The organism is Kitasatospora sp. NBC_00458 (assembly GCF_036013975.1).
Lineage (GTDB): Bacteria > Actinomycetota > Actinomycetes > Streptomycetales > Streptomycetaceae > Kitasatospora.
In genome coordinates this window covers 2,320,907-2,345,996 of record NZ_CP107904.1, presented here as the reverse complement: position 1 = coordinate 2,345,996, position 25,090 = coordinate 2,320,907, and the positions used below count along the sequence as shown (strand labels likewise).

Annotated in this window: 21 protein-coding genes; 8 read left to right on the top strand and 13 right to left on the bottom strand. The window is 73.8% G+C overall.

Features of this window, described 5'->3' with window-relative positions; translation table 11 throughout:
- Positions 1-47: 47 nt before the first annotated feature.
- The 5 genes from OG550_RS09035 to OG550_RS09015 form a co-directional block, all read right to left on the bottom strand.
- Positions 48-1,271, bottom strand: a complete 1,224-nt coding sequence (locus OG550_RS09035; protein ID WP_327676165.1) for an FAD-dependent oxidoreductase — start codon at positions 1,269-1,271, stop codon at positions 48-50.
- Positions 1,272-1,581: 310 nt separating this feature from the next.
- A complete protein-coding gene (locus OG550_RS09030; RefSeq protein ID WP_327676164.1) occupies positions 1,582-2,118 on the bottom strand; it encodes a hypothetical protein in 537 nt (178 codons plus the stop codon).
- A gap of 122 nt (positions 2,119-2,240) precedes the next feature.
- Positions 2,241-3,071 (bottom strand): class I SAM-dependent methyltransferase, encoded by an 831-nt coding sequence (locus OG550_RS09025; protein WP_327676163.1) that lies wholly within the window; start codon positions 3,069-3,071, stop codon positions 2,241-2,243.
- A 77-nt stretch (positions 3,072-3,148) separates the two neighbouring features.
- Positions 3,149-3,340, bottom strand: a complete 192-nt coding sequence (locus OG550_RS09020; protein WP_327676162.1) for a DUF397 domain-containing protein — start codon at positions 3,338-3,340, stop codon at positions 3,149-3,151.
- A 29-nt stretch (positions 3,341-3,369) separates the two neighbouring features.
- A complete protein-coding gene (locus OG550_RS09015; protein WP_327676161.1) occupies positions 3,370-4,233 on the bottom strand; it encodes a helix-turn-helix domain-containing protein in 864 nt (287 codons plus the stop codon).
- Positions 4,234-4,530: 297 nt separating this feature from the next.
- Here OG550_RS09015 and OG550_RS09010 point away from each other — a divergent pair, with 297 nt between their 5' ends.
- From OG550_RS09010 to OG550_RS09000, 3 genes are read left to right on the top strand one after another with little or no spacing between them, the layout of a single operon-like run.
- On the top strand, positions 4,531-4,923 hold the full coding sequence (locus OG550_RS09010) for an ATP-binding protein (RefSeq protein WP_327676160.1): 393 nt from the start codon (positions 4,531-4,533) through the stop codon (positions 4,921-4,923).
- Positions 4,920-5,189, top strand: coding sequence for a hypothetical protein (locus OG550_RS09005; protein WP_327676159.1), 270 nt, complete (start codon positions 4,920-4,922; stop codon positions 5,187-5,189). The genes OG550_RS09010 and OG550_RS09005 overlap by 4 nt, the downstream gene beginning before the upstream one ends.
- Complete coding sequence (locus OG550_RS09000; protein WP_327676158.1) at positions 5,177-5,362, top strand: hypothetical protein; 186 nt, start codon at positions 5,177-5,179, stop codon at positions 5,360-5,362. The genes OG550_RS09005 and OG550_RS09000 overlap by 13 nt, the downstream gene beginning before the upstream one ends.
- A gap of 609 nt (positions 5,363-5,971) precedes the next feature.
- Here the strand turns inward: OG550_RS09000 and OG550_RS08995 are convergent.
- Both OG550_RS08995 and OG550_RS08990 read right to left on the bottom strand, forming a co-directional pair.
- The gene (locus tag OG550_RS08995; RefSeq protein WP_327676157.1) at positions 5,972-6,442 is read right to left on the bottom strand and encodes a SitI3 family protein; all 471 of its coding nucleotides are present in this window, start codon (positions 6,440-6,442) and stop codon (positions 5,972-5,974) included.
- Positions 6,443-6,449: 7 nt separating this feature from the next.
- Entirely contained in the window at positions 6,450-7,187 is a 738-nt protein-coding gene (locus OG550_RS08990) for a DUF6461 domain-containing protein (RefSeq protein WP_327676156.1), read from the bottom strand.
- 99 nt (positions 7,188-7,286) lie between these two features.
- Between OG550_RS08990 and OG550_RS08985 the strand changes: the two genes are divergently transcribed.
- Together OG550_RS08985 and OG550_RS08980 are read left to right on the top strand one after the other, a co-directional pair.
- A complete protein-coding gene (locus OG550_RS08985) occupies positions 7,287-7,835 on the top strand; it encodes a SigE family RNA polymerase sigma factor (RefSeq protein ID WP_327676155.1) in 549 nt (182 codons plus the stop codon).
- A complete protein-coding gene (locus tag OG550_RS08980) occupies positions 7,825-9,126 on the top strand; it encodes a hypothetical protein (protein ID WP_327676154.1) in 1,302 nt (433 codons plus the stop codon). Before OG550_RS08985 ends, OG550_RS08980 begins: the two co-directional genes overlap by 11 nt.
- 120 nt (positions 9,127-9,246) lie before the next feature.
- Here the strand turns inward: OG550_RS08980 and OG550_RS08975 are convergent, their stop codons facing one another.
- From OG550_RS08975 to OG550_RS08965, 3 genes are read right to left on the bottom strand one after another with little or no spacing between them, the layout of a single operon-like run.
- The gene (locus OG550_RS08975; protein ID WP_327676153.1) at positions 9,247-9,600 is read right to left on the bottom strand and encodes a hypothetical protein; all 354 of its coding nucleotides are present in this window, start codon (positions 9,598-9,600) and stop codon (positions 9,247-9,249) included.
- Positions 9,597-10,070 carry a hypothetical protein gene (locus tag OG550_RS08970; RefSeq protein ID WP_327676152.1) on the bottom strand — a complete coding sequence of 158 codons (474 nt, stop codon included), beginning with the start codon at positions 10,068-10,070 and terminating at the stop codon, positions 9,597-9,599. The genes OG550_RS08975 and OG550_RS08970 overlap by 4 nt, the downstream gene beginning before the upstream one ends.
- A 53-nt stretch (positions 10,071-10,123) precedes the next feature.
- Entirely contained in the window at positions 10,124-11,995 is a 1,872-nt protein-coding gene (locus OG550_RS08965; protein ID WP_327676151.1) for a CocE/NonD family hydrolase, read from the bottom strand.
- A 238-nt stretch (positions 11,996-12,233) separates the two neighbouring features.
- On the opposite strand from OG550_RS08965, the gene OG550_RS08960 reads away from it, so the two are divergent.
- On the top strand, positions 12,234-13,337 hold the full coding sequence (locus tag OG550_RS08960; RefSeq protein WP_327676150.1) for a HoxN/HupN/NixA family nickel/cobalt transporter: 1,104 nt from the start codon (positions 12,234-12,236) through the stop codon (positions 13,335-13,337).
- 237 nt (positions 13,338-13,574) lie between these two features.
- Here the strand turns inward: OG550_RS08960 and OG550_RS08955 are convergent, their stop codons facing one another.
- The 3 genes from OG550_RS08955 to OG550_RS08945 all read right to left on the bottom strand — a co-directional run bounded on the left by OG550_RS08955 (position 13,575) and on the right by OG550_RS08945 (position 20,591).
- The gene (locus OG550_RS08955) at positions 13,575-19,781 is read right to left on the bottom strand and encodes a DNRLRE domain-containing protein (protein ID WP_327676149.1); all 6,207 of its coding nucleotides are present in this window, start codon (positions 19,779-19,781) and stop codon (positions 13,575-13,577) included.
- A gap of 317 nt (positions 19,782-20,098) precedes the next feature.
- Positions 20,099-20,371, bottom strand: a complete 273-nt coding sequence (locus OG550_RS08950; protein ID WP_327676148.1) for a hypothetical protein — start codon at positions 20,369-20,371, stop codon at positions 20,099-20,101.
- 7 nt (positions 20,372-20,378) lie between these two features.
- Entirely contained in the window at positions 20,379-20,591 is a 213-nt protein-coding gene (locus tag OG550_RS08945) for a hypothetical protein (RefSeq protein ID WP_327676147.1), read from the bottom strand.
- A gap of 513 nt (positions 20,592-21,104) precedes the next feature.
- Here OG550_RS08945 and OG550_RS08940 point away from each other — a divergent pair.
- Both OG550_RS08940 and OG550_RS08935 read left to right on the top strand, forming a co-directional pair.
- Complete coding sequence (locus OG550_RS08940) at positions 21,105-22,091, top strand: helix-turn-helix transcriptional regulator (protein WP_327676146.1); 987 nt, start codon at positions 21,105-21,107, stop codon at positions 22,089-22,091.
- A 498-nt stretch (positions 22,092-22,589) separates the two neighbouring features.
- Positions 22,590-25,013: an endonuclease/exonuclease/phosphatase family protein gene (locus OG550_RS08935; protein ID WP_442905960.1), complete on the top strand. Its 2,424-nt coding sequence runs from the start codon at positions 22,590-22,592 to the stop codon at positions 25,011-25,013.
- The last annotated feature ends 77 nt before the right edge of the window (positions 25,014-25,090 follow it).

Sequence of the window (25,090 nt, the reverse complement as noted above, 5' to 3'; positions counted from 1 at the left end):
CCGGGCCGGCGTCGGGCGCCGGTCGCCGCCCCGGGACGCCTCGCGGCTCAGCGTCCCTCCTCGGTGAGCGTGCCGAGGGCGTCGAACGTCTCCGCCGGGCCGACCGGGCCGACCGGGCCGACCGGGCCGCGCGTGTCGGCCGGGCCGTGCGGCGGGGCGTCGCGGAGATCCGTCCCGATGCCCTCCAAGTGGTCGTGGGCCGCGAACGCGGCGCTACGGGGGAACAGGTCCAGCTCGTACGCGGTGAACGCGGCCTCGACGTCGCCGGGGTGCGCGGCGAGAGCCCGGCCGAGTTCGGCACCGTCGAGCATCGCCAGGTTGGCGCCTTCGCCGTTCGGCGGGATGAGGTGGGCGGCGTCGCCGATCAGGGTCACTCCCGGCACCCGGTCCCACCGGTGCCCGACGGGCAGGGTGTAGTGGGGGCGAAGGGCCGGTCCGGTGTCGCCGTCGGTGACCAGGGCGGTCAGTTCCGGCGCCCAGCCGTCGAACTCCCGGGCGATCCGCGCGGTCGCGGCGGCGGCGTCGGTGAAGTCGATCGCGTCGAACCAGGCCCGGGGCCTGGTCAGCAGCAGGTAGGCGTGCAGGGTGTCGCCGCTCTCCCGGTGGGCGAAGATCTCCGTCTCCGGTTCGGGCGCGGATGCGGGTACGGACGCGGGCGCGGACGCGATCATCGACCCGCCGCCGACCGCTTTCGCCGCGGCCGGGTGCCGGGTGTCGGCCTCGAACAGGTACGTCTCGACGGACGAGGTGCCGGCGTACTCGGGCACGGCGGCCGACAGCAGCGGCCGCACCCGCGACCACGCCCCGTCCGCGCCGACCAGCACGCCCGTCACGACCGCCCCACCGTCATCGAACGCCACCTCGTGGCGGCCGCCGCCGAGGGCCCGGACGCCGGTGACCTTGCGCCCCCACCGGACGGTACCGGCGGGCAGCGAGTCGAGCAGGACCTGCCGGAGGTCCCCGCGCTGAACCTCGGGACGCCCGCCCGTGCCGTCGTCGGCCTTGTCGAGCAGGACGCTGCCGTCCGGGGCGAGGACGCGCAGCGCCTGGCGGCCCTCCAGGACGACGGCACGGAACTCGTCCATCAGGCCGGCCGCCTCAAGGGCGGGCTGCCCGTTGTAGTCGTGGATGTCGAGCAGTCCGCCCTGCGAACGCGCCGACGGGTAGGGCTCGGCCTCGTAGACCGTGGCCGGGATTCCGTGCACGTGCAGGACGCGGGCGAGTGTGAGCCCGCCCAGTCCGGCGCCGATGATCGTGACGTGGCTGTCCATGATGACTCCTCGGGATCGAGCCGCCCGGTGGGCCCCGGTCGGCCGTCTCCCGAAAGGTCGCAGACCCCGCCCACAGCCGGCTCACGTCCGACCGGCGCCCGACCGGCAGCCCTCTCACAACCGACCGACACCGCAGGCCGGACGCACTCGGGAACAGGAGAGGCCGCCGTCCGCCGGGAGGACGTACGGTCAACCGGAAGCATTCAGAGGTCGGTTGCGGGGAACCGAGGCGGGCCGCCGGTGGGCGAAGCCGCGCGCAGGAAGTCGGCGGGTCCGACTTCCTGCGCGCGGCCGGGCTTCGGGCGGTGGATCACGGGCGGCGGTTGCCTTCCAAGTCGCCGAGGTTGGCGAAGGGCACCACGTGGTCCCAGTCGTCCCAGACCACGCACTTCTGCGAGTCCCAGTAGCGGTTGAAGTACAGATACGGCGGCCCGCCCGGCTCGTCGTGCGTCGTGACCTGGTCCGGCTCGCCGAGGACGGAGAGGAGTTCCTCGTAGGAGGAGATGCCGTCGAACGGCGACAGAAGAGCCTTGTCGATGCTGAAGCCGACCACCGCCCCGCCCCGGATCTTGCAGCCGATCCGGTCGGCGAGAGCCAGGGAGCCGTCGGAGCGGAGGGCGGCGTCGAGGATCTCGTCCGCCGTCACCAGCCGTCCGTCGCTGTCGTAGGACTTGAGCTCGCCGTTCCTGTTCGTGCTTCTGACGACGATGGGCGAGTCGGCGCGGACGACCCGCCGACGCGAGATGCCGCTCGCGGGTGCGCCGAAGGCGATGCCACCGACCTCCAAGGTCGACAGGTCGAGGTGTCGCCGGGTCAACAGGTCGATGTTGTGCAGGAGTTCGATCACCGGGAGAGCCTAACCAGGTCGGTTGAACGACCGGTGGCGGGCTTCGCCGCGCCGACGACTGCGCAGGAAGTCGGATCCGCCGACTTCCTGCGCAGGGGCGGCCCGCCGGGCCGGGGCGTGGCTCAGGCGCGGCGGGCGAGGAAGAGGTCGTGGAGGTGTTCGATGTCGATGCCGCCGCCGTGGGCGTCGAGAACGGCGGCGGTGTCGGCGAGCACGTGGTCGCGGAGGTCGTCGGGCAGGGCGCGGTAGAGGGAGATGGAGGAGAGGTGTCCGAGGTAGCGGTCGGTGTCGTAGCGGGCCCGCTCGGGGATGCGCAGTGAGCGGAGGTCCGTGAACCGGCCGTCGCGGCGGCACTCCTCGTCCGGCCAGTGACCGAGCATCCCGGGCCAGTGGCCGGGGGTGTCGCCGTAGGAGGAGACGAGACCGGCGTGCGGGGAGAGGGTGAGCCCGTGCCGGCGGTCGACCTCGGCGAGGGCGGCGTGCAGGGCGGGGTCGACGACGCTCATGGGGTTCCAGAAGAGGGCGACGGCGCCGCCGGGGGCGAGGGCGTCGTGGACACGGGGCCAGCGGGTCGCCGGATCGGTCCAGTGCCAGGAGGTCGCGGCGAGGAGCAGCCCGAACCGGGTGCCGTCGGGCCGCCAGTCCTCGAAGGAGGCCACCTCGACCCGGACGTCCGGGAAGGCGGCGGCGTTGCGGCGGAGGACGTCGGCCATGCGGGGGTCGGGTTCGAGGCAGAGCATCGGGGTGCCGAGCGCGGCGAACGGGAGGGTGGCCTTCCCGGTTCCGGCCCCGACCTCGACGGCGGGGAGGCCGGCAGGGCCGGTGAGGGAGGCGTAGGAGAGCACCTCGGCTATGAGGGCGTCGGGGTATCCGGGGCGGGCGGCGTGGTAGGTCTCGGCGACTTCGCCGAACACCCGGCTGAGGGTCATGTCGAGCGGCTGGGAGGACGTCATGGGGGTCCTTCGGAGAACGGAGACGGCCCGGCGCCCCGAGGACGCGCCGGGCCGGAGGGTCGCCGTGGTGGGTGCGGTCAGAGGAGCCCGAAGTCGAACTCGCCGTCGGCGGTGGCGGCGATGAAGGCGGCGTGGGCGGCGGCGGTGAACACGAGGGCCGGGCCGGAGGGGTTCTTGGAGTCGCGGACGTAGGAGACGGAGTCGCCAGAGGAAGCGAACTCGACGCAGTTGGTCGACTCGTTGCTCTTCGACGACTTTCGCCAAGTCAATTCGAGGACTGTCGAGTCCGGGATAGACGTCATGTGATCTTGTCTCTCTGTTCGGTGATGATGGCGAGCGAGTCGTCCAGACCCAGAGCATCCGCCCGGATGGCGTCGAACTTCGCCGCGTACTGCTCCACATCGGAGGCATCCTCGACCCAGAGGTTGCTCAGCGTGCTTTCGACGAGGGCGACGTCGAGGTCCTGCCGTTGTGGAAAACCGAGGATGGCGAAAGCTCCGCCCATGCCGTGGTGTGCGGGAGCGCCGATCGGCATCACCTGGATGTTGATGTTCGGCTGGCTTGCACGGTCGGTCAGTCGTGCAAGCTGCTCGGCCATGACCTTCGGGCCGCCGACTCCGGAACGGATCGCAGCCTCGTGGATGACTGCCCAGAGCGTAAGGGGCTCCGCCCGAGTGAGGGCTCCCTGGCGGGCCATCCGGACGTCGACCAGTGCCTCAACGTTGACATCAGGGCGCATGTTGAGCTTGCGGATGATCTCGCGCGCGTAGGCGGGCGTTTGGAGCAGGCCCGGAATGAAGGCGCTCTCGTAGCTGCGAACTGATGCTGCGCTTGCCTCAAGCGAGATCAGATCGCCGAGGACTTGGCCGATGTGTGCGCCGTAGCTCTGCCACCACATCCCTCGGTGGGCGCCGTTCTTGGCAAGGTCGACCAAAGCCGAGATCAGGTCGGTGTCCTCGCACTTGTACAGCGCGAGGAGTTTCTTGACGTCGTCGACCTTGGTGGCGCCTCTGCCGTTCTCGATGCGGGAGAGTTTGGGCTGGCTCATGCCCGTTAGCGTCTCTGCGATCTCGTCGTGCGAGAGGCCGGCTTCCTCGCGTCTGCGACGCAGTTCCGCGCCGAGTTGCCTCCGTCGAACTGTCGGACCTGTCGCTGCGGCCATCCCCGCCCTCTCTGAGCCTCGCCGGACCAGTGTGCCTCGCTGCCGGTCACATTCGCCACCGACAACTTCCACTGTAGGGGCCTGGGTTGGTGTTCGATTTGGATATATCCAAAAATCTGAGATGAGTTGCCAAGAGGCCACCCGTGGCTCCATGCTGATTGTGACGAGCCGCACACTCTCGGCAATCGCAGGTCGATGCCGTGTGCGCTGGCGTCATGAGTGCGCCACGGTCGGATCGTTTTGATTGATCATCAGGCGCTCGGCGATATCCACTTCATCCCTCACGGAGGTCTCTTCGTGCTCCCCCTCAACCTCCCCCCTGACTGGTCGGCCGCGCGTGAGGAGTTGCGCGAGGCGCTCGTGCGCGCCGGGTGGCCGCTCGACACCGTCTCCGACGCGGAGTTGGCGCTCCACGAACTCTTCGTCAACGCCTGGAAGCACGGCGGCTCGCCGGCTCCGCTCGTCGTGGTCGTCCTCCTCGACGGCCTCCTCCGCGTCTCCGTCAGCGACGGCAGCCCGCACTTCCCCGAACCCCGCGCCTGCGCCGATCCCGCCGCCGACGCCTGCGCCGACCCCTACGCGACCTCCGGCCGCGGCCTCCACCTCGTCCGCTCGCTCACCCACCGGTTCGGCGCCGCCGCCCGCAAGCGCGGCAAGTCCGTCTGGTTCGAGCTGGACTCCGCCGCGTGAGCGCCCGGCCCGAGCCGCCGATCGCGCCGGACGACCCCCGGCTGCGCACCTACACCGAGGCCGAGGTCACTGCGCTCCTCGCCGAACTCCACGAACGCGGCCGCCCGTTGGGCATCGTCTGGCCCTCCGCCACCACCGACAGCATCGTCGACGGCCGCGTCCTCGTCCGCTTCGGCAACGGCTCGACCGCGACCGTCCTCAACCTCCTCAACCTGCTCACCCTCCTCCGTGACCGGGACGGGGCGGCCCCGTCGTGGGACTCCTGACCCACCCCGGCGTCGCCCGCGCCTTCGTCGGCGTCGCCCTCTCCCTTCTCCTCCTCCTCGCCTTCGCCACCGTCGCCCTCGGCGTGGTCGCCACCCTGCGGATGCCCCACCGCCCGGACGACGACCACGAGAGCGACGCCATGCGCGGCCCGACTCGCGGGGCACGCCCCTGACATTGCCTGACCAGACGTGCCCTGGCTGACCCACCGGGGCACGTCGCCGTTCGCGTGGCAGAGCGGCGCAGCCGGGCGGGCCGGCAGACCCGGCACCGAAGCCGTCGGGGCCGCACCGGCGGATCGGCCGGTGCGGCCCGGGCGAAGACCCCCTGGCCTGTGGCGTCGGAGCGCGTGCGGAGGTCCCTGTGGCTGTGGTGTCGGAGCGCATCGCTGGCCGCCCGGGGGCTGGGGCGTGCGAACCCTGGCGTCGAGCCCCCTGGTCTGTGGTGTCAGGGCGCGTGCGGAGGTCCCTGTGGCTGCGGCGTTGGAGCGCATCGCTGGCCGCCCGCCGGCCGGGGCGTGCGAACCCTGGCGTCGAGCCCCCTGGCCTGTGGCGTCGGAGCGCGTGCGGAGGTCCCTGTGGCTGTGGTGTCGGAGCGCATCGCTGGCCGCCTGCGGGCCGGGGCGTGCGAACCCTGGCGCCGAGCCCCCCGGTCTGCGGCGTCAGGGCGCGTTCGAAGACCCCCGCAGCCGTGGCGTCAGAGCGCGCATCGTGAACCGCCCGCCGGCCGGGGCGTGCGAACCCCACGCCGCGCCCCCGGCAAGGATCACAAGGAACAGCAGGCCCTACTCCTCCGCGAAGGCGTGCGTCTCCCGGCGGTACGACCGGCCCTCGAACGCCGCCAGTCGCTGCGGCGGCCACAGGTCCTCCCGCTCGTGGAGGCTCAACTCCCCTCCCCGGCGCAGCAGCCACACCGTCTCGTGGTGGAAGTCGAGGACGGCGTCCCCCTCCACCCGCGCCAGCAGCGCCGCCACCAGCCGGACGACGTCGTCCTCCTGGCCGGCCAGGTCGTCGGTCTTCGCGAGCCGGAACGCCACCCGCACCGTGGGCGAGATCCCGAGGTCGGTGACGACCGGATGCCAGGACTGCGTCCGGGTCCCGTACACCCGCACCCACGTGCCGCGTCCGGTCAGCGCGCCGTCGCCGACCAGCTGTCCGGCCGTCCAGGAGCGGTCCGCCCCGAGCCGCGCCAGCACCCCGGCCACGTCGGAGACCGGCGACGCGGTGGCGAGGCCGAGGCTGTGGGAGACGGCCACCGGGCGGTCACCGGTCCCAGGTGGACTCGATCACCACCGGCGCGCCGTGCTCGTCAACGAGGTGGATGCGGACGCCGTCCGAGCCGTCGACCGGCTCCTCCGGCAGCTCGGACGCCAGGTACTCGGCCGCCTCCAGCAGCTCCACCGTGACCCGCACGCCCGTCAGGCGCTCCGTCAGCGCCAGGACCGCGGCCTTGCGGTCGAGCGCGGGATCGCCGTCCCCGTCCGGGTCGAGGCCGAGCTCGCGCAGCACGCCGTTCAGTTCGTCGGGGGTGGTGCCGTCCCGGTGGGCCGGGTGCTCGAAGGCGGTCCGCAGCTCCCCGTCCTCGTACCAGTGGAAGAAGTCCATCGGCTTGCCCGCGTTGCTGTAGTGCGCGACGGCGCGCGTACCGGCGGAGAGTGCCGCCATCGGACCCGGCCGCAGACCCAGGTCGCCGCCGAGGTCGACGACGAGCGCCCAGTCGCGGCCCTCCGCGTCCCGCACGGCGGACGCGCCGAGGAGCGTGGACTCGGGATCGTCGTCGCACTCCTCCAGGAAGTCGCCGTGCGCGTCGACCAGTTCGCCGGCGCCCCGGCAACTGCCCCACGGCGATGCGCCCACGAGCCCGGGCACCTGCTCGGGCAGGACGTCACGCACCAGCACCATGCTGTAACCGGTGCTCAGCAGGTGGCCGAAGAGCGAGGGCGCGGAACGGATCCAGCCGTAGTCGGCTGCCGTGGCGGAGGAGGCGGGAGTAGACGTCACCGCTGCATCCTGCCAGCAACCACCGACCGCCGGGGGGCCGGTGGAAAGATCCCCTCCGACCGGTGCCACAAGACCGCCGGGCGACCGCGTTGGATGGGTATGGAGCACATATCGACGGAGGGGGACCGGGTGGCCGAGCCGGGGCCGCCCGACTTCCCGGCCTTCGTGGCCTCACGCGGGCGGCAACTGCTGCGCACCGCGTTCCTGCTGACCGGGGGTGACGCGCACCTCGCCGAGGACCTCGTGCAGGAGGCGCTCGGGCGGGTCTTCGTCAAGTGGCGCAGGATCTCGCGCCTCGACAACCCGAGCGGGTACACGCAGACGGTCCTGGTGAACACCTTCCTCTCCCACCGCCGCCGCCGGAGCAGCGGCGAGCGGGTCACCGACGTGCTGCCGGACATCGCCGTCGCCGACCCGGACCCGGCGCTGAGGCTGACGCTGCTCCGCGCGCTCGGCGAGCTGCCGGCGCAGGACCGGGCGGTGCTGGTGCTGCGGTTCTGGGAGGACCGGAGCGTGGAGGAGACGGCGGCGGTGCTGCGCCTCAGCAGCACCGCCGTGCGGTCGCGGAGCAGCCGGGCGCTGGCCCGGATGCGGGACAAGCTGGGGACCGAGGCGACGGAGAAGGCGGTACTGCGCCATGCCGGTTGAGAACGGGTCGTGCGACGGGTCCGCGGACGGCGTCGACGGTTTCGAGGACGAGTTCGCCCGGGCCCTGCGCGGTGCGGCCTCCCTCGCGCCGGAGGCGGCGCTGTTCACGCTGGCCGCCGGGGCCGAGCGGGTGGGCCGGCGGCGGCGCGGCCGGCGGCGGGCGGTGCTCGCCGGGGGGCTGGCGGCGGTGGTGCTGGCGGCCGGGAGCGTGGGGCTGCTCGCGGACGGTACGGCGGCGGACGTGTTCGGCCCGTCGGGGGAGCGGGTGCGGCCGATGACCTCCGAGGAGGTCGTGGGGCTGGTGACGGGGCTGCTGCCGCCCGGATCGGTGACGGTCCTGGCCGCGGAGACGCCCGGGGTGGCGGGCCCGTCGGGGAACGTGCACGAGACCTTCGGCGTGCTGCTGTTCGACGACGGCAAGGGGGCGAGCCTGGTCTCGTACAGCGTCGAGCGCGGTTCGCGGAAGCCGGAGGAGGCGGCCGTCTGCCTGGACCCGTTCAGCATCCCGAAGGAGGGGTGCGACCGGTCCGTCGCCCCCGACGGCTCCGTGACGGTGATCGACAAGCTGCGGGACGTCAACGTCACCGGCCTGCGGAAGTGGCAGGCGGCCCGGGCGGAGCCGGACGGCACCGTGGTGCGGGTCACCGAGTACAACGGCCAGCCGGCCGCCCCGAACCGGGAGGCGCCGCCGCTGGTCGAGGAGCAGCTCGGCACGATGATGAGCGCACCGGAGTGGGACCGGGTCGTGGCGGCGCTGCCCGCCGACCCGAAGGCGCCGAAGGCGAAGCCGGCGCAGGTCGCCACGCCGTCGCCCGGCGCACCGGCCGCCACCCCGGGGCCCGACGGCTCCACCCCGGCGGCGCCGGAGCTGGTCGCGGCGCTGGCCGGGGTGCTTCCGCCGGGGGCGGAGGCCTCCGGGCAGGACGCCGAGCACGGCACCCTCCTGGTCACGTACGAGGGCCGCACCAGCATGCTCGCGGTCCAGGTGCAGCCGGCCGGAGCGCGCGGACTGGAGGAGAGGAAGTACGCCGAGGAGGGCCCGCCGACCCCGCTGGAGGTCCGGGAGAAGCCGGCCGACGGCACGCTCGTCGTCACCAACCGGTTCGGCAACGGCAAGACCGCCGTCGACCCGGTGCTGCACTGGCTGGCGGCGGTGTACTACCCGGACGGCCGGAGCGTGACCGTCAGCGAGTGGAACGGCGAGAACGGCTACACCTTCCGGCCGGGCACGCCCGCGCTCTCCCCGGAGCAGCTCAAGGCCGTCGCCACCGCCCCCGTCTGGCGGAACTGACGGGTCACCGCCCTCCCCCGGGCTGTCCTGTCGCTCCGCACGGGGGGAGCGACAGGGGGCGGCAGGACAGGGGGAGCGGACGGTGGAACCGGCCGGGTGGCACGGACGCCGCCCGGGCGGTCAGTCGGTGGCCTTGGGGTGGCCGGTGCCGGCGTAGGTGATCCAGGCGGTCCGGCTGTCGTGGTCGACCAGGTACCAGAGACGGCCGCCTCCGGTGACCTCGTACTGCCACCGTTCCAGCGGCTGCCCCTTGAATGCGGCGGTGCCGAGCGTTCCTTTGAGGCGGTGGTGGCGTGTGGGGTTGTCGGAGGCCCGGGGATGGGAACGGATCCGGTCGAAGGCGCGACGCAGGTTCCCCGGAGCTTGCCGGGCCAGTTGTTCCCAGCCTTCGGCGGCCTCGGAGTTGGCGAATCGAAGGTCGTATTCGCCGGTCAGGGGAGGGGGTGCGGCCCGGTCACCGTGCTTCGGGCTCATGCGTCGCCCCCGGGTGGGGGGACGGGGCCGAGGTCGCCGTCCGGCTCGCGGACGAGGAGGGCATGCAGGGCAGGGTCGGCGTAGACCTCGGCACTGTGGCGCCACTGGGCGAGCAGGAGGGCGATGGGGGCGAGGTTGTCGAGGGCGACCGCGCCACGGGTGACGTCCACCAACTCGGTGAGGAGCAGGTCGACGTCCTCCTCGGGGAGGAAGGTGACCCAGGGGAGGGCTTCGGGGATCGCGGCGCGCAGGGCGGCGCTGTTCCCGGTCCGCACCAGCCCGGTGAGCAGACGGGAGGTGAAGTCGACGACGGTGGCGTCCTGTTCCAGTTGGTCGACGCGCATCAGGGCGAGGTCTCCGGCGTCGCGACGCCGGAGTCTCAGGGCCCGGACGGCGTCGAGTCTGCCGGTGGTGGCGGCGGGCCGGTGGAGCAGCTCGCTGAAGGGGACGTCCTCGTAGGCCGCAGTCATGACATCCACAGTAGCTCGGATGTCCGGCCCGCGGGTCGGGCTGGGCGGGGTGTTCAGCGGGGGATGCGGTGGTGCCATTCCCTGCTGAAGACGACGTCCCCGCCCTCCAGTGCGCGGAGGTGGGTGCGGGCGATCACGTGGGTGGGGTCGCAGCGGAGTTCGGTGCGGGTGTGGACGGTGGCGTCCCAGCCGATGGAGGGGCGTTCGAGCCGGACGGTGCGGTCGGTGCGGGCCTGGGCGCTGAGGGGGGTGGCGGTGAGGACGCGGTAGGCGGTGACGGTCCGTTCGTCGCGGACGAGGCCGTCGGGGTGGGTGCGGGTGCCGTCGGTGGCGGGGGAGAGTTCGGTGCGCCACTCGCGGCGGCCGATGTCGTGGACGGTGAGGCGTTCGGGGCGGGAGGCGAGCGGGTCGGTGGTGTGCAGCGGTGGCGGGAGCGGGAGGGTGGGGGAGGCGAAGGTGATCGGTTCGCCGTCGCGGTCGGCGGCCAGGTGGCGGACCGGGAGGGTGAGTGCGGAGTGGGACGGGTCGAGTGCGAAGCCGTCCGGTTCGGGGTCGGGCCACGCCCACGGCCAGTACGCGGAGGAGAGGGCGAGTCGCAGCCGGTGGCCGGGCGGGACGGTGCGGCCGACGGCGGCGAGGGGGACGGCCAGGGGCAGTGCGTCGTCGATGCGGGCGCCGAGGGTGGAGAGCAGGCCGCGGGTGAGGAGTACGGAGGTGCCGTCGGGCGCGACGGCGCAGAGGCGTGCGGCGATCAGGGCGGGGCGGGAGCCGGGGCGCAGCCGGAGGCTGAGGGCCGGGGCGCCGAGGAGTTCGACCGCCTCGGGCAGCGGCTGCGAGTCGAAGCAGACGGAGCGCCCGTCCTCCTCGCGCTGGTCGGGCGGCTGGTCGGCGGTGCGGCCGGCCCGGACGTAGGCGCCGGCGTTGAGGCCGGTGTGCTGGGGGGAGCGGACCTGTACCCAGCGGTCGTCGGAGGCGGTGCCGGCGGCGCGCAGCGGGCCGTCGAGTCCGTAGTGGACGTCGCGGACGTCGGGTGAGGGCCAGGGGTCGTCGGCGGTCCAGCGGGTGGAGAGCCAGCTCCGCAGGGCGGGGGTCGCGAGGGCTCCGGTGTCGATGTCGCGCAGCCAGTGGTCGTACCAGCGGAGTGCCTCGGGGAGGAGCTCGTCGGGCAGGCCGTGTTCCCAGGGGCCGAGGACGGCGCGGACGGGGGCGGGGGCGGCCGCGGCGGTGAGCAGTTCCAGCAGGCGGGTGGCGGACGGGTCGGACCAGCCGGCCACGGCGAGGGTGGGGACGGCGGCCGGGACCGGGGCGTCCGGCGGGGCGGCCAGCCAGTCCGCGAGCGGTGGTTCGAGGGAGTCGAGCCGGGCGAGCCACATCGCCCGCCAGTCGTCGCCGACGTACTGCGGGTCCGGTGGGCGGGCCGCGTCGGCGAGGTGGGCGGTGGCGCGGGTGTGGCCGTCGGCGGCGAGGACGGCGCCGCCGAGCCGGTGCGGGCCGTCGGGGCAGGCGGTGACGACGGCGTGGACGGCGTCGGGGGCGCGGGCGGCGATCAGCAGGGCGACGTCGCCGGCGGCGCCGGCGCCGAGCAGGCCGATCCGGCCGTTGCACCAGGGCTGGTCGGCGAGCCGGCGGGCCGTCTCGGCGCCGTCCTCGGCCTCGCGGTCCGGGTCGGTCGGCGGGAGTCCGCCGGAGTTGCCGTGGCCGCGGGCGTCGACCCGGACGGCGGCGTAGCCGTGGCCGGCGAACCAGGGCCGGCGGCGGGCGTCCTCGGTGGCGGTCCAGTCGGTGAGGCGGCCGGTGGAGTACTCCAGCAGGGCGGGGACGGGCTCGTCGGTCACCGGCCGCCAGACGCGGGCGTACAGCTCGGTGCCGTCGGGGAGGGGGACGCGGAGGTCCTCGCGGGTGGTGCGGTAGGGGTACGAGGGCATGGCCGCTCCCATCGAGTCCCGGTCGGCGTGCCGTGCGGGGCGGCCGGGTCCGGCGGGCCCGGTCCGCGTCGCGGCGTCGGTACTCCGACGGTAGGGGAGGAAGCGGGCGCGCGCCCGGTGAGCGGGCGGGGGTCCGGCGGCTCCGGCGAGCGGGTCGTCCTTGCACATGACTTGCACCTGCTTCCCACCTGGGGGAAAGATGGCCCAGCTTTCCGCCCCCACCCGAGAGGACTATCCGATGACCGGCCCCCGCTGGCGCGACCGGCTCACCCGTGAGGAGTGGATCCGGCTGGCAGGCATGGGCGGGTTCATCCTCGCGCTGCACGTGATCGGCTGGTTCACCCTGCTCGCGGTCATCGCCCCCGAGCACTACGACGTCGGCGGCCAGGCGTTCGGCGCCGGCATGGGCCTCACCGCGTACACCCTCGGCATGCGGCACGCCTTCGACGCGGACCACATCGCCGCGATCGACAACACCACCCGCAAGCTGATGGGCCAGGGCAAGCGCCCGCTCTCGGTCGGCTTCTGGTTCTCGCTGGGCCACTCCTCGATCGTCTTCGGCCTCTGCGCGCTGCTCGCCTTCGGCATCAAGTCGCTCGCGGGGCAGGTGGAGGCGGACGACTCCACCCTGCACGACACGACCGGCCTGATCGGCGTCACCGTCTCCGGGACCTTCCTGCTCCTGCTCGGCCTGATCAACCTGGGGGCCTTCAACGGCATCCTCAAGGTGTTCCGCAAGATGCGCGAGGGCGAGTTCGACGAGGCGGAGCTGGAGGAGCAGCTGGAGAAGCGCGGGCTGATGAACCGCGTCCTCGGGCGGGTGACCAGGGCCGTCACCAAGCCCTGGCACATGTACCCGGTCGGCCTGCTGTTCGGCCTGGGCTTCGACACCGCCACCGAGGTCTCGCTCCTGGTGCTCGCCGGCGGCGCGGCCGCGTTCCAGCTGCCCTGGTACGCGCTGCTGGTGCTGCCGGTCCTGTTCGCGGCGGGCATGAGCCTGCTGGACACCATCGACGGCTCGTTCATGAACTTCGCCTACGAGTGGGCGTTCTCCAAGCCGGTCCGGAAGATCTACTACAACCTGACCGTCACCGGGCTCTCGGTGCTGGTCGCCCTGGTCATCGGCTCGATCGAGCTGATCGGGCTGCTCGGCGAGAAGCTCGACGTCACCAGCGGGCCGGTCGCCTGGATCGGCGGACTGGACCTCAACTTCGTCGGCTACGCCATCGTCGGCCTGTTCGTGCTGACCTGGGTGGCGGCGATCGCCTACTGGAAGCTCGGCAACGTCGAGGAGAAGTGGTCGGCCGGACTGGCCGCGGCGGCGGACAAGACCGCGAAGTAGCGCGGGCGGGACGGCACCGGCACCCGCACCGCGGGTACGGCGGCGCGCACGGCACGGCACGGCACGGCACCGCACAGCACCGCACCGCACCGCACGGCACGGCACGGAACGCGGCCGGCCCGGGGGAGTCCCCCCGGGCCGGCCCACCTGTCCTGCATCAGCGGGTGATCAGGTCATCCGCCGTCCATCGGTACCGCGATCGGCACCGCGGGTCGGTACCGCGATCGGTACCGCGGCTCAGTACCGCGGGTCGACCCGGTAGATCGGGCGGTCCGGCACCCACCAGTGGCTGGACTTCCAGATCCCGAAGGTGAACCGCACCCCGTGGCTGCCGCGCTTGTTGGCGGCCTTGAGGAACTGCTTCCCGACCTTCTTCATCAGGTAGCTCAGCGCCCACAGGACGTACCCGGCGGCCCGGGCGGCCCAGTGCGGGAGCTTGCGCAGGATCTTGGAGATGCCCTGGCTGATCTTGCCGGCCACGTACAGCAGGGTGCCGATCGTGTTGCCCTCGGCCCGGCTGAAGTACGCCACCCACTTCTTCCGCCAGGACATCCCGGTCAGGTCGTCCATGGTGATCGGGTCGACCGGGTAGCCGTAGGCGTTCGGCGAACCCTCCAGCAGCGGGTCGGTCTGCAGGAACCGGCCGGTGGCCGGGTCGTACAGGCGGACGCCCATCAGGGTCAGGCCGGCGAGCTCGTCGGCCTCCCGCTGCGCCCCGCCGAGCCAGCCGTACCCGGTCGAGCCGGTGGCGTCCACGACGTCGCCGTACTCGTCGTAGTGGTAGACGGCGAGGTCCTGGGTGCCGTCCGGGGACATCTGGACCGACACGTCGCCGTGCAGGTTGGTCAGCAGCAGGACCGCGCCGCCGTCGGTGCCGGTGGCGGCCGTCAGCCGGCCGGTGAGGTCCTGGACGTTGCGGGTCAGCTTCCCGGCCGCGTCCTTGCTCCAGGAGGGGCTGTCGGTGCCGCTGTCGAAGTGGTTGGTCGTCAGCGCGGTGACCGCCCAGACGCCGTCGGTGCCCCTGGTCTCCGTGGTGGTGGCCGCGAGGCGGCCGGAGGCGTCGAGGTCCCAGGTCCTGCGGGTGTCGCCGAGGGTCTCGCTGCGCACCAGGTCGTTGACGTGGTAGCTCAGCTCGGCGCCCTTGGGCAGTGCGGTGGTGCGGCCGAAGGCGTCGTACGCGTAGCCGGCGTCGGTGAGGCGGTCGGCGGTGTCGTAGCCGTGGTTCTCGGCCTTGGTGACGGCGTCGGCGGTGGCCGGGTCGCAGTCGTCGGTGACGCTGGTGCGGTTGGTCCGGTTGCTGCTCCGGTCGAAGGCGTAGGACCGGGTGGCGCAGGCGAGGCCGGTGCTGTCGGCGGCCTTGACCAGGCGGCCGGTGGAGTCGTAGGTGTAGGTGCTGCCGGTGCTGTTGCCGTCGGTCTGGGTCCGGCCGGCCTGCTGCCCGTGGACGGTGTAGTCCGCGGTGTCGGCCAGCAGGACGGTGCCCGACTGGGTGGTGTAGGTCTTGCCGGTCTGGATGCCCCGGCTGTCGTAGGTGTTGGTCAGGGTGTTGCCGCCGGGCAGGGTCTGGGAGACCAGCCGGCCCTCGACGTCGTAGCCGGCGGTGAAGGTGCCCGCGACCGAGTCGGTCAGCGTGGTGGGCAGGCCGCGCGGGTCCTTGGCCGTGTCGTAGCCGTAGGTGGTGGTGGACGGCACGGAGTCCGACTTCCTCACCACCCGGTCCAGCCTGTCGTACTCGGTGGTGGTGACGTTGCCGGCGCCGTCGTCGTAGGAGACCTGGCGGCCGAGGCGGTCGTAGGCCTGGGTGACGGTGGCCTTGCCGTCGGCGATGGTGGCGACCTCACCGGTGGCGGGGTCGTAGCCGAGGACGGTGTCGGCGACCGGGGCGCCGGTGCCGCCGGAGACCGCGACCTTCACCGGGCGGCCGGCGGCGTCGTAGGTCCGGGTGGTGGTGCGGGTGACGCCGTTGGCGGTCTCGGTGACCACGGAGACGTTGCCCCAGCGGTCGTACTGGAAGGTCTTGGTCGGGGTCTGGAGCGGGTTGGCGCCGCCGCCCGCGATCTGCGCGGCCGGGCCGGTGGAGCAGACCAGGTCGGCCCACTCCGGGCGGCCGGCGCACGGGCCGGTGCCGGTCGCGGCGTAGAAGGCGGTCACCGTGGTGGCCGCGTCGGAGCCGTTGGAGTTCGGGCGGCTCTGCGAGGTCACCCGGCCGGAGGCGTCGTAGCCGGTGGCGGTGGTGATCTTCAGGCCGGCCGGGTCCTGCACGGACCGGGTGGGCAGGCCCTGGGCCCAGTCGTACGCGGTCGCGGTGGTGCGGGCGTCGGCGTCGGCGGCGTAGCCGTCGATCCGCGCGCCGACCGTCACCGAGGTGGAGCGGTCGCTGACCGCGGCACCGGCCGGGCGGCCCTCGTCGTAGGCGGTCACGGTGTGGGCGCGGGCCGCGACCTCGGCGCCGGCGGCCAGCGCCGGGGAGGTCCCGGAGGCGGCCAGGTCGTGCTCCAGGGTGACCAGCTGCAGCGGGTCGTACTGCTCGGTGAGCCGCTTGCCGTCGGCGGAGTGGACCGAGAGCGAGGAGAGCACCTGGGCGCGGTCGGCCGTCGGGCGGCCGGCGATGCCGAGGGCGCGCAGCTTGGCGAGGTCGGTGCCGGTGGTGGCCAGCGCGAGGACGCGGTTCTCCGCGGAGAGGGTGCGCACCGGGCTGCCGAAGGAGTTGTACTCGGTGGTGGTGATCCCGCCGCCGGGGGTGGCGGTGTTGACCTCGCGCCCGGAGGCGTCGGTGTACGTCAGCGAGGCGCGGGTGTACGCGGCGGTGCCGAGCGCCTTGCCGTCGTGGCCCGGCGGGACGGCGTCGGGCGGCAGCACGGCGGTGGCGTCGGTCGGGGCGTCGGTCTGGCCCCAGGCGGCGACGTCGGACGGCGCCAGCGGGTACGGCGCGTTGGCGCCGCTCAGCGGGACGTCGTAGACCACCGAGGTGGTCGCGGTGCCGTCGGTGACGTCCTTGCCGCCCTGCTTGAGGGTGGGCCGGGAGGCGGCGAGCAGCATGCCCTCCCCGGCGGTGGCGGCGTTGCCGGCCTTGCCGTACTCCAGGGTCCACGGCAGCTCGCCGGGCTCGGTCACGCTGGTGACCCGGCCGGCCGCGTCGTAGCCGTAGGCGGTCTTCAGCGCGGGGCTGGTCCGCGGGTCCCAGACCTCGCGGAGCCGGCCCTGCTCGTCGTAGGCGTACTGGGAGACGACGACGGGGGTGGCGGTGGCGGCGCCCGGGTCGGTGGACCACAGGCGGATCTGCTTCACCTGGCCGGTGACGTCGCCCAGCGCGGACGGGGTCGCGGTGGTGGCGTCGGCGTAGACGTACTCCAGCACCCGGCAGCCGGCCGTGGACGGCACGGCGGAGCAGGTGGCGGAGGCGGTCGCCGAGGTCGGCGCGACCACGTACTTCGGGCGGGCCAGGGTCTTCCCGCCGGCGACGACCTTCTCCGAGACCACGGAGGTGGTGGAGTTGTCGCTGGGCAGCGAGGAGCCGGAGGCCTGCCAGGTGGTGGCGGCCGGGTCGACCTTGGCGAAGGTGACGGTGGTGCCGGCGGTGTCCTTCAGGGTGAAGGCCCCGGTGAGCGCACCGGTCAGGGTGAGGTCCTCGGCGCCCGGCTCGGGCTTCCAGCCGCCGGCGCCGGTGGCGGTGAAGCCGACCTCGGAGCCGTCCGCGGAGACCACCGAGAGGGAGGTCGCCGAGGTCCGGCGGACGTAGGAGTAGGCGGCGTCGGTGATCTCGGCGGTGGTGCCGGAGCTCCACTGCGGGCCGAAGATCGCCGCCTGGCCCTCCTGGGCCGAGCCGTTGGCGGGCCGGCGGGAGGAGGAGGAGCGCTCGGCGCTCAGGCCGAAGCCCTCGGCGTCGGTGGCGGAGACGCCGAGGTCACCGGTGAGGGTGTTGACCTGGCCGGGGCCGATGGCGGTCTCCGGCGCGGTGCCCGCGTTCCGGTCGACGGTGACGGTGTTCGGCTCGGTGGCGTCGGTGGCGGTGCCGTCGGTGAACACCGCGCGGACGTCCACCGGGCCGTTCTCGGCGAGGGTGTCGGTGATGTTCCAGGTCAGCGCGGCCGGCTTGCCGCCGGGGGCGGCGAACGGCCAGGTGGTGACCGGCTTGCCGTCGCCGGTGGCGACGTCGGCGACCGGGACGTCCTTCCAGGCGTCGGTCTCGCCGCGGCGGTACTGGTAGCGCACGCCGGTGTAGGTGGTGTTGCCCTCGGCCTGCAGCGAGGTGCGGCGGGCCGGGCGCTCGCCGGCGCCCGGGGCGACCAGGGCGGCGCCCTTGCCGGCGTAGAAGGTGTACGTCCGGTCGGCGGAGACGTTGCCCGCGGCGTCCCGGCTGTGCGCGGTGACGGTGTGGGCGCCCGCCTTGAAGGTGAGCTTCGCGGTGACCGGCGCGCCGGTGGTGGCCGCGGTGACCCAGGTGCCGCCGTCCAGCCGGTACTGGACGTCCTTCACGTCGGCGGTCGGCGGGGTGAAGGTGAAGTTCCCGCCGTAGTTGCCGCCGGCGTCCGGGGTGCCCGCCCACTGGCCGGCCGGGAAGTCACCGGAGCCGATGGTGGTCGCGCCCGGCGCCGTGGTGTCCACGGTGAACGAACGGAAAGCGGACCAGGCGCTGTTGGCGGTGCCGTCCCAGGAGCGGGAGCGCCACTTGTAGGCGCCGGCCGGCAGCGCGGTGCCAGGGGTCCAGGTGAAGGTCGAGCCGGAGGCCGCGTAGGCGCTGTGGCCGGTCTGCAGCGCGGCGGTGCCGTTGGACGCCCACACCTCGAAGTCCAGCAGGACGTTGCCGCCGTCGGGGTCGGTCGCCTTGGCGGACAGCGGCGGGGTGGAGTCGCCGGTGAGGGCGCCGTCGGCCGGGGTGAGCAGGGTCGAGACGGCCGGCGGGGTGTTGTAGGTCACCGACAGGTACGGCGTGTTGGACGACGCGTTGCCGGAGTTGAACTTCTTCCAGCCGTACGGGTCGCCCTCGTCGGTGGCCCGGATGCCCAGGGTGTTGTTGGCGTTGCCGTTGCCGGCCCACGCCTTGACCAGGGCGGTGATGTCCTGGTTGACCCAGCCGTCGTTGCAGGAGCTGGAGTAGCCCTTGGTCGCGGTGGAGGTGGCCCACTTGCGGTTCCAGCCGGGCTGCGCCGTCCAGCGGGTGGCGGTGCTCGCGCTGCCGGTGTCCCAGACCTCCCAGCCCTTCGCGGTGCACGACCAGCTGTGGAAGTTCCACAGGTTGAGCTTGCCGCCGGTGATCTGCTTCCCGCTGATCTTGGCCATCGGGAACTGCAGGAAGGAGCGGGCCACCTGGCCGGAGCCGTTGTTGCCCAGCTTCAGCTCGGTCTGCGAGGAGACGTCGGTGGCGTAGCCCTGCTGGACGAAGGTGTCGAAGCCGACGCCGATGTTGACCGCCGGGTCGACGGTCACCGGGTAGACGGTCTTCGGGTCGGCGAGGAACGCCGCGTCCGGGGTGAGCGTCAGGTCGACGGCGTTGCCGTTCTGGGTGACCTTGAGGCCGACCGGCGCGGTGTGGGTGTGGTCGCCGCTGCGCTCGTCGACCTGGGCGTCCCACATCACCGGCGCGGGCAGTTGCCCCCGCTGCTCGCCGGTCTTCGGGTCGAGGAAGGAGACCGAGCCGTCCGGGTTGTGACGGGCCTGCAGGCCGGCCGCGTCCAGGGTGAGCGTGACGCTGCCGTTGGCGGCGACCGCCGAGCGGTTCTTGAGCTCCAGGAACTGCTCGAAGCCGGTCCGGGTGGACTCGATGACGAGGTCGGTCGCGGTGAGCGCGTTCTCGTAGCGGGCCCTGGTGCCGTCGACAGTGGGCGAGGGCAGGGTGCCGCGCCAGGAGAGCGACATGGCGGTGCCGCTGCCGTCGTCCAGCGTGACGAGCGGTGTCGCCGGGGCCTGCCGGTCGCCGGCCGGGGCGCCGGCGGCCTTGAACCCGGCGGCGGCGGCGGGCGGGGTGGCGCCGGCCAGCGAGAGGCCGAGCGGGTGGGACTTGGCCTTGACGCTGCCGTCGTCCTGCCTGGCGAGTGAGACGTCGATCGGCTGGAGCCTGCCGGACTTGTCCTTGTAGCGGACCGGGCCGGTGGCCATGTCCAGGGTGGTGGTGCCGTCCGGGTTGATCCAGGTGGTGGTCGCCTCGGTGCGCTCGCCGGTCACCTCGATCCGGCGGTTCTCCAGCCGGGCCTTGAGGTGGGCGGTCGCGACGTCCCCGGCCTCGGCGGGGCCGAGCGCCCGGGCCGGCTTGGGGGCCGGGGCCTCCGGGGTGACGGCGACGGCCTGGCCGGTGGTCATGATGACGGCGGCGGCCTCGGCGGCGAGCACCACGGCGAGGGCGACCGCGGTGTTGCGCAGGACGCCGTTGCGGCGGCGTGACGCGGGGGCGGCTGGCAGGCCGGACCCGGCGCGGGGCCGGGGCGGCGTGCCGGACGGGTGGGACATGGAACTCCTCGACGGTCTTGGGTCGAACGATGGATTGGGCCGGTTGGCGCGCATACGCCGGTAATGGGCCGGTCAAGCCATGGGCATGAATCGGCCAGAGTCGTGATCGGTCGGGGGCGTGCGAAATGTGGACGGATTGTCAGGAACCGTCCGGGGCAAGCCCGGGGGCCGCCCGGCGGCCGCTCAGGGGCGGCTCTCCGGGCGGGACGCGTGGGGCGGGGCGGGGCAGGGCGGAGCCGCGGTGTCGCGGGGGCGCGGGCGCGCAGGGCGCGCGGCGGCGGGCCGGTGCGGGTGTGCGGGCCCGCGGGTGTGCGGCGCTACGGCCGGGCGGCCACCGCGAAACGGCGGGCCGGGCCGCCCGCCAGCGCCCGGTCGAGCAGGGTCTGCGCCCGCAGCTCGGCCACCGGGCGGTCGGGGGCGCGGACGTACAGGACCAGGCCGACGCCCCCCGGTACGGTGCGGGCGCGCACGTGCTCCAGGCCGTCGCCCGGGCCCGCGCTCGCCCACAGGGCCGCCTGGACGTCCGCCGGTCCGGTCTCACCGGGAGGGGTGGCGGAGACGTCCAGGAGGGTCAGATGGACGGAGAACACCGCGCGGTCAGTCCCAGCCGATGCCGGGGGTGCCGGCGGGGGCGACGTCCCAGCCGATCGGCCCGGCGGTCGGGGTGTCCCAGCCGATGCCGGGCCCGCCCGCGGCGGTCGCGGCGGTCGCGGTGACCGCGACGGCCGGGCCGGCGGAGGCGGGGGAGGCGGCGGTGGCCAGGGTGAGGGCGAGGGCGGCGACGGCGAGCAGCCGGACGGTCTTCGGCACGACGATTCCTGTTCTGTGCACGGTGGTTCGGGGTGTGGTGGCCCGAGTGTCCGGGCGCCCGGGACTTGTGCGGTCAGGGCTTGTGCGGTCGGGGCTTGTGCGGTCGGGGCTGGGGCGTTCGGCTCTCGGGCGGTCGGGGCGGGTGCCCGGGGCCTGTCGTCGGGGGTGGGGCTTGCGCGCTGGGTGAATCCTCCCGGCGCCGGGCCGGCGGCGGGAGGGGGAACGGCGGGCAGCATCAGGACAGGCAGCTTGCTGCAACCCCGGCGGGTCAACCGGCCGGCGGCGGACGGCGTCCCGCGCGGTGGCGTCGCACGCGGGGGAGCGGCGCGCGGCGGGCTCCCGCGGGCCCGGCCGCGGCGGACGACCGGCCGGGAAACGGACCGGACGGTCCGATTCGGTCCGCCTGACCGGATCATGCCTTGTGGGGCCGGAGCGCCCGGGGGAAGGATCTGGGTCCGGCGAACCGTCCGGGATGTCGATTCGCGCTGACGTGATGATTCAGGGGTCGTTGACGTGTTGGAACTGCTGGGCCTGGACAGCACCGCAGAGGCCGTGTACCGCGAGATGCTGGCGGACCCGGAGGGCGGAGTGGCCGAACTCTGCGCCCGGCTGCGGGCCCCCGAAGCCACCGTCCGTGCCGCCCTCGACCGGCTCGCCGACCTCACCCTGCTGCGGGCCTCCCGTGACCGCCCGGGCGCGCTCTGGCCGGTCAGTCCGGAGCGCGGGCTGGAACTGCTGCTCCGCCGCCAGGAGGAGGAACTCGCCCGCCGCCAGCAGGAGCTGGCCGTCTCCAGGGCCGCCGTCGCGCGCGCCGTCGCGGAGTACGCGACGCTCCGCTCGGCGACCCTGGTGGACGGCGGGGAACGGCTGGTCGGCCTCGACGCCATCCAGTCCAAACTGGAGGTGCTGACCGCCCGGCTGACCGGCGAGTGCCTGGCCGTGATGCCCGGCGGCGCGCAGTCGGCCGCCAGCCTGGCCGCCTCCCGCCCGCTCGACGAGGACGCCCTGCGGCGCGGCGTCGTCCTGCGCACCATCTACCAGGACAGCGTCCGCAACGACCCGGAGACCTTCGCCTACACCCAGTGGATGACCGGACTCGGCGGCCGGGTGCGCACCGCGCCGGTGCTGCCGCCCCGGATGCTGGTCTTCGACGGGGCCACCGCCGTGGTGCCGATCGATCCGGAGAACACCCGGGCCGGCGCCCTGTGCACCGAGGAGCCGGGCATCGTCGCCTCGCTGGTCGCGCTGTTCGAGCAGACCTGGGAGACGGCCGTCCCGCTCGGCGACGACCGCCCCGGGGACACCGGGACCGGCCTGAGCGCCGGCGAGCGCGAGCTGCTGCGGCTGCTCTCCACCGGGCTCACCGACGACGCGGCGGCCAAGCGGCTCGGTGTCTCGGTGCGGACGGTGCGCCGGCAGATGGCCGCGCTGATGGAGCGGCTGGAGGCGGCGAGCCGCTTCGAGGCCGGGCTGAAGGCGGCTCAGCGGGGCTGGCTGTAGCGGTCGGGGCCGGTGTCGGGGGCCGCGGTGTCGGTACCGGTGTCGGTGTCGGTGTCGGCGGGGAGGCCTCGGGAGCCCCGGGCGGCATTCCGCGGGCCCGTCACCGGCCCGTATCCGGCCCGTCGCAGGCCTTCCGGCGGGGCCCGCAGGACTCCCGGCGCGCCCCCCCGAGGGCCCGCCGCCGACGCCTCCGCCGGCCTCCCGGCGGGCCGCCTGTAGCGGGGGTCACAGCTTCGGGGTAGCAATTCCTCGGCGTACCGGAGAAGTTCACCTCCGGGGTCTTGTCGGGTCATTTTCTACGCGCGTATCTTTGGGCGCTGCGGGGGGCGGTTACCGGCTTCCGCATGGCTTTCTACGCGGGTAGCGGGAGCGCGCGGTGTGCGCCCGGCTGACCCGCCCTCACGGTCCGGCCGGCCCCACGCCGCCCGGACGCCCCGCCACCCCCGACTGCCGTGCCGCGCCGCCGCGCGCCCGGCAGAGCTTAGGAGTCCCGTCCCGGTGACCACGTCCACCGCTCCCCGCTCGCGCCGCGCACTGCTCCGTGCCACCCTCCTCCCGGCCGGCCTGGCCGCCTCGCTGGTGCTCGTCCCGCTGCCGGCCGCCGTGGCCGCGCCGTCGGCCGACGCGGTGATCGCCGAGGTGTACGGCGGCGGCGGCAACTCGGGCGCCACGCTGAAGAACGACTTCGTCGAGCTGGCCAACAAGGGCGGTGCCGCCTTCGGCCTGGACGGCTGGAGCGTCCAGTACATATCCGGCACGCCCGGCGCCAACTCCCAGTGGGGCGTCACCCCGCTGACCGGTGCGATCGCCCCCGGCGGGCGCTACCTGGTCGCCGAGGCGGCCGGCGCGGCGGGCACCGTCGACCTGCCCGCCCCGGACGCGGCGGGCTCGCTCGCGCTCTCCGGCACCAGCGGCACCGTCGCGCTCGTCCGCGGCACCGACCCGCTGACCTGCAAGACCGCCGCCGACTGCGCCGCCGACCCGCGGGTGCGCGACCTGGTCGGCTTCGGCACCGCCGTGGTCCACGAGGGCGCGGCCTCGGTGGCCGGCGCCTCCAACACCGCCTCGGTCGCCCGCAAGGCGGGCCTGCCCGACACCGACGACAACGCGGCCGACCTCGCCGCCGGAGCCCCGACGCCGACCAACGGCAAGGGCGAGGTCGCCGAGGGCGGCACCCCGACCGGTCCGACCGAGCCGGGCACCGTCCGGATCCACGACCTCCAGGGCACCACCCGCCTGTCGGACCGCACCGGCAAGACCGTCGCCGGGGTGCCCGGCATCGTCACCGGCGTGCGCGCGTACGGCTCCAAGGGCTTCTGGATCCAGGACCCGAACCCGGACGCCGACCCGGCCACCAGCGAGGGCGTCTTCGTCTACACCGGCTCCGCCAACCCGACCGTCAAGGTCGGCGACTCGGTGCTGGTCACCGGCAAGGTGACGGAGTACTACCCCAACTTCAACGGCGGCTCGCAGTCGCTCACCCAGCTGACCAACCCGGCCGTCACCGTGGTCTCCTCCGGCAACCCGCTGCCCGCGGCGGTCGTGGTGGACACCCGCAACATCCCCGGCACCTACAGCCCGCAGGCCGGCGCCGACGGCACGGTCAACGGCGTCGCCCTGAACCCGGAGAAGTACACCCTCGACTTCTACGAGTCGCTGGAGGGCATGCTCGTCCAGGTCAAGGACGTCCGGGTGATCCAGGCGACCGACAAGTACAACGAGCTGTGGGTCGCCGCGGACAAGCAGGACCAGCGGAGCAAGCGCGGCGGCGTCCTCTACGAGTCCTACGCCGAGCCGAACGTCGGCCGCCTGATGGTGCAGCAGCAGGCCCCGGTCGCCCAGCAGCCGTTCCCGGTCGCCAACGTCGGCGACGTGCTGACCGGCGCGACCACCGGCCCGCTGGACTACAACTCGTTCGGCGGCTACACCCTCGTCGCGGGCACCCTCGGCGCCCTCCAGGACAACCACCTCCAGCGCGAGGTGACCGCCCCGGCCGCCGACCGCGAGCTCTCCATCGCCACCTACAACGTGGAGAACCTGGCCGCCACCAACCCGGACGCCAAGTTCGCCGAGCTGGCCCAGGCCGTCGTCACCAACCTGCGCTCGCCCGACATCCTCGCCCTGGAGGAGATCCAGGACAACAACGGCGCCAAGAACGACGGCACCGTCGACGCGAGCGCGACCGTCGCCAAGTTCGTCGCCGCGATCAAGGCGGCCGGCGGCCCGGCGTACGACTGGCGCTCGGTCGACCCGGAGGACGGCAAGGACGGCGGCGAGCCCGGCGGCAACATCCGCCAGGTCTTCCTCTTCAACCCGCAGCGGGTCTCCTTCACCGACATCCCCGGCGGCGCCGCCACCACCGCCGTCGACGTGGCCGGCACCGGTGCCGGCGCCGCGCTGACCGCCTCGCCCGGCCGGATCGCCCCGGCCGACGAGGCCTGGGCCAACAGCCGCAAGCCGCTGGCGGGCCAGTTCTCCTTCCGCGGCAAGAAGGTCTTCGTCATCGCCAACCACTTCAACAGCAAGGGCGGCGACCAGGGCATCGACAGCCGCTTCCAGGCCCCGGCCCGCTCCTCCGAGGTGCAGCGGACCAAGCAGGCCACCGTCGAGCAGGCCTTCGTCGCCAAGCTGCTGGCCGCCGACAAGGAGGCCAAGGTGGTCTCGCTCGGCGACTTCAACGACTACCAGTTCTCGCCGGCGCTGGCCGCGCTGACGAAGGACGGCGTGCTGCGGTCGCTGGTGAACGAGCTGCCCGAGACGGAGCAGTACTCGTACGTCTACCAGGGCAACTCGCAGGTGCTGGACCACATCCTGGTCAGCCCCGAGGTCGGGTACGCGAAGTACGACATCGTGCACATCAACGCCGAGTTCGCGCAGCAGGCGAGCGACCACGACCCGCAGGTGGTCCGCATCAAGCCGTGACCCGGCGCCGCGGTGCTCCGCGGCACGGGCGAGGGGGCGGTGACCGGGTTCCGGTCACCGCCCCCTCGGGGTTTCCG

Coding starts and splice junctions, on each gene's coding strand:
- OG550_RS09035 (WP_327676165.1), bottom strand. CDS start 1,271: ATGGACAGCCACGTCACGATCATCGGCGCCGGACTGGGCGGGCTCACA.
- OG550_RS09025 (WP_327676163.1), bottom strand. CDS start 3,071: ATGACGTCCTCCCAGCCGCTCGACATGACCCTCAGCCGGGTGTTCGGC.
- OG550_RS09015 (WP_327676161.1), bottom strand. CDS start 4,233: ATGGCCGCAGCGACAGGTCCGACAGTTCGACGGAGGCAACTCGGCGCG.
- OG550_RS08985 (WP_327676155.1), top strand. CDS start 7,287: ATGGAGCACATATCGACGGAGGGGGACCGGGTGGCCGAGCCGGGGCCG.
- OG550_RS08980 (WP_327676154.1), top strand. CDS start 7,825: ATGCCGGTTGAGAACGGGTCGTGCGACGGGTCCGCGGACGGCGTCGAC.
- OG550_RS08975 (WP_327676153.1), bottom strand. CDS start 9,600: ATGAGCCCGAAGCACGGTGACCGGGCCGCACCCCCTCCCCTGACCGGC.
- OG550_RS08970 (WP_327676152.1), bottom strand. CDS start 10,070: ATGACTGCGGCCTACGAGGACGTCCCCTTCAGCGAGCTGCTCCACCGG.
- OG550_RS08965 (WP_327676151.1), bottom strand. CDS start 11,995: ATGCCCTCGTACCCCTACCGCACCACCCGCGAGGACCTCCGCGTCCCC.
- OG550_RS08960 (WP_327676150.1), top strand. CDS start 12,234: ATGACCGGCCCCCGCTGGCGCGACCGGCTCACCCGTGAGGAGTGGATC.
- OG550_RS08955 (WP_327676149.1), bottom strand. CDS start 19,781: ATGTCCCACCCGTCCGGCACGCCGCCCCGGCCCCGCGCCGGGTCCGGC.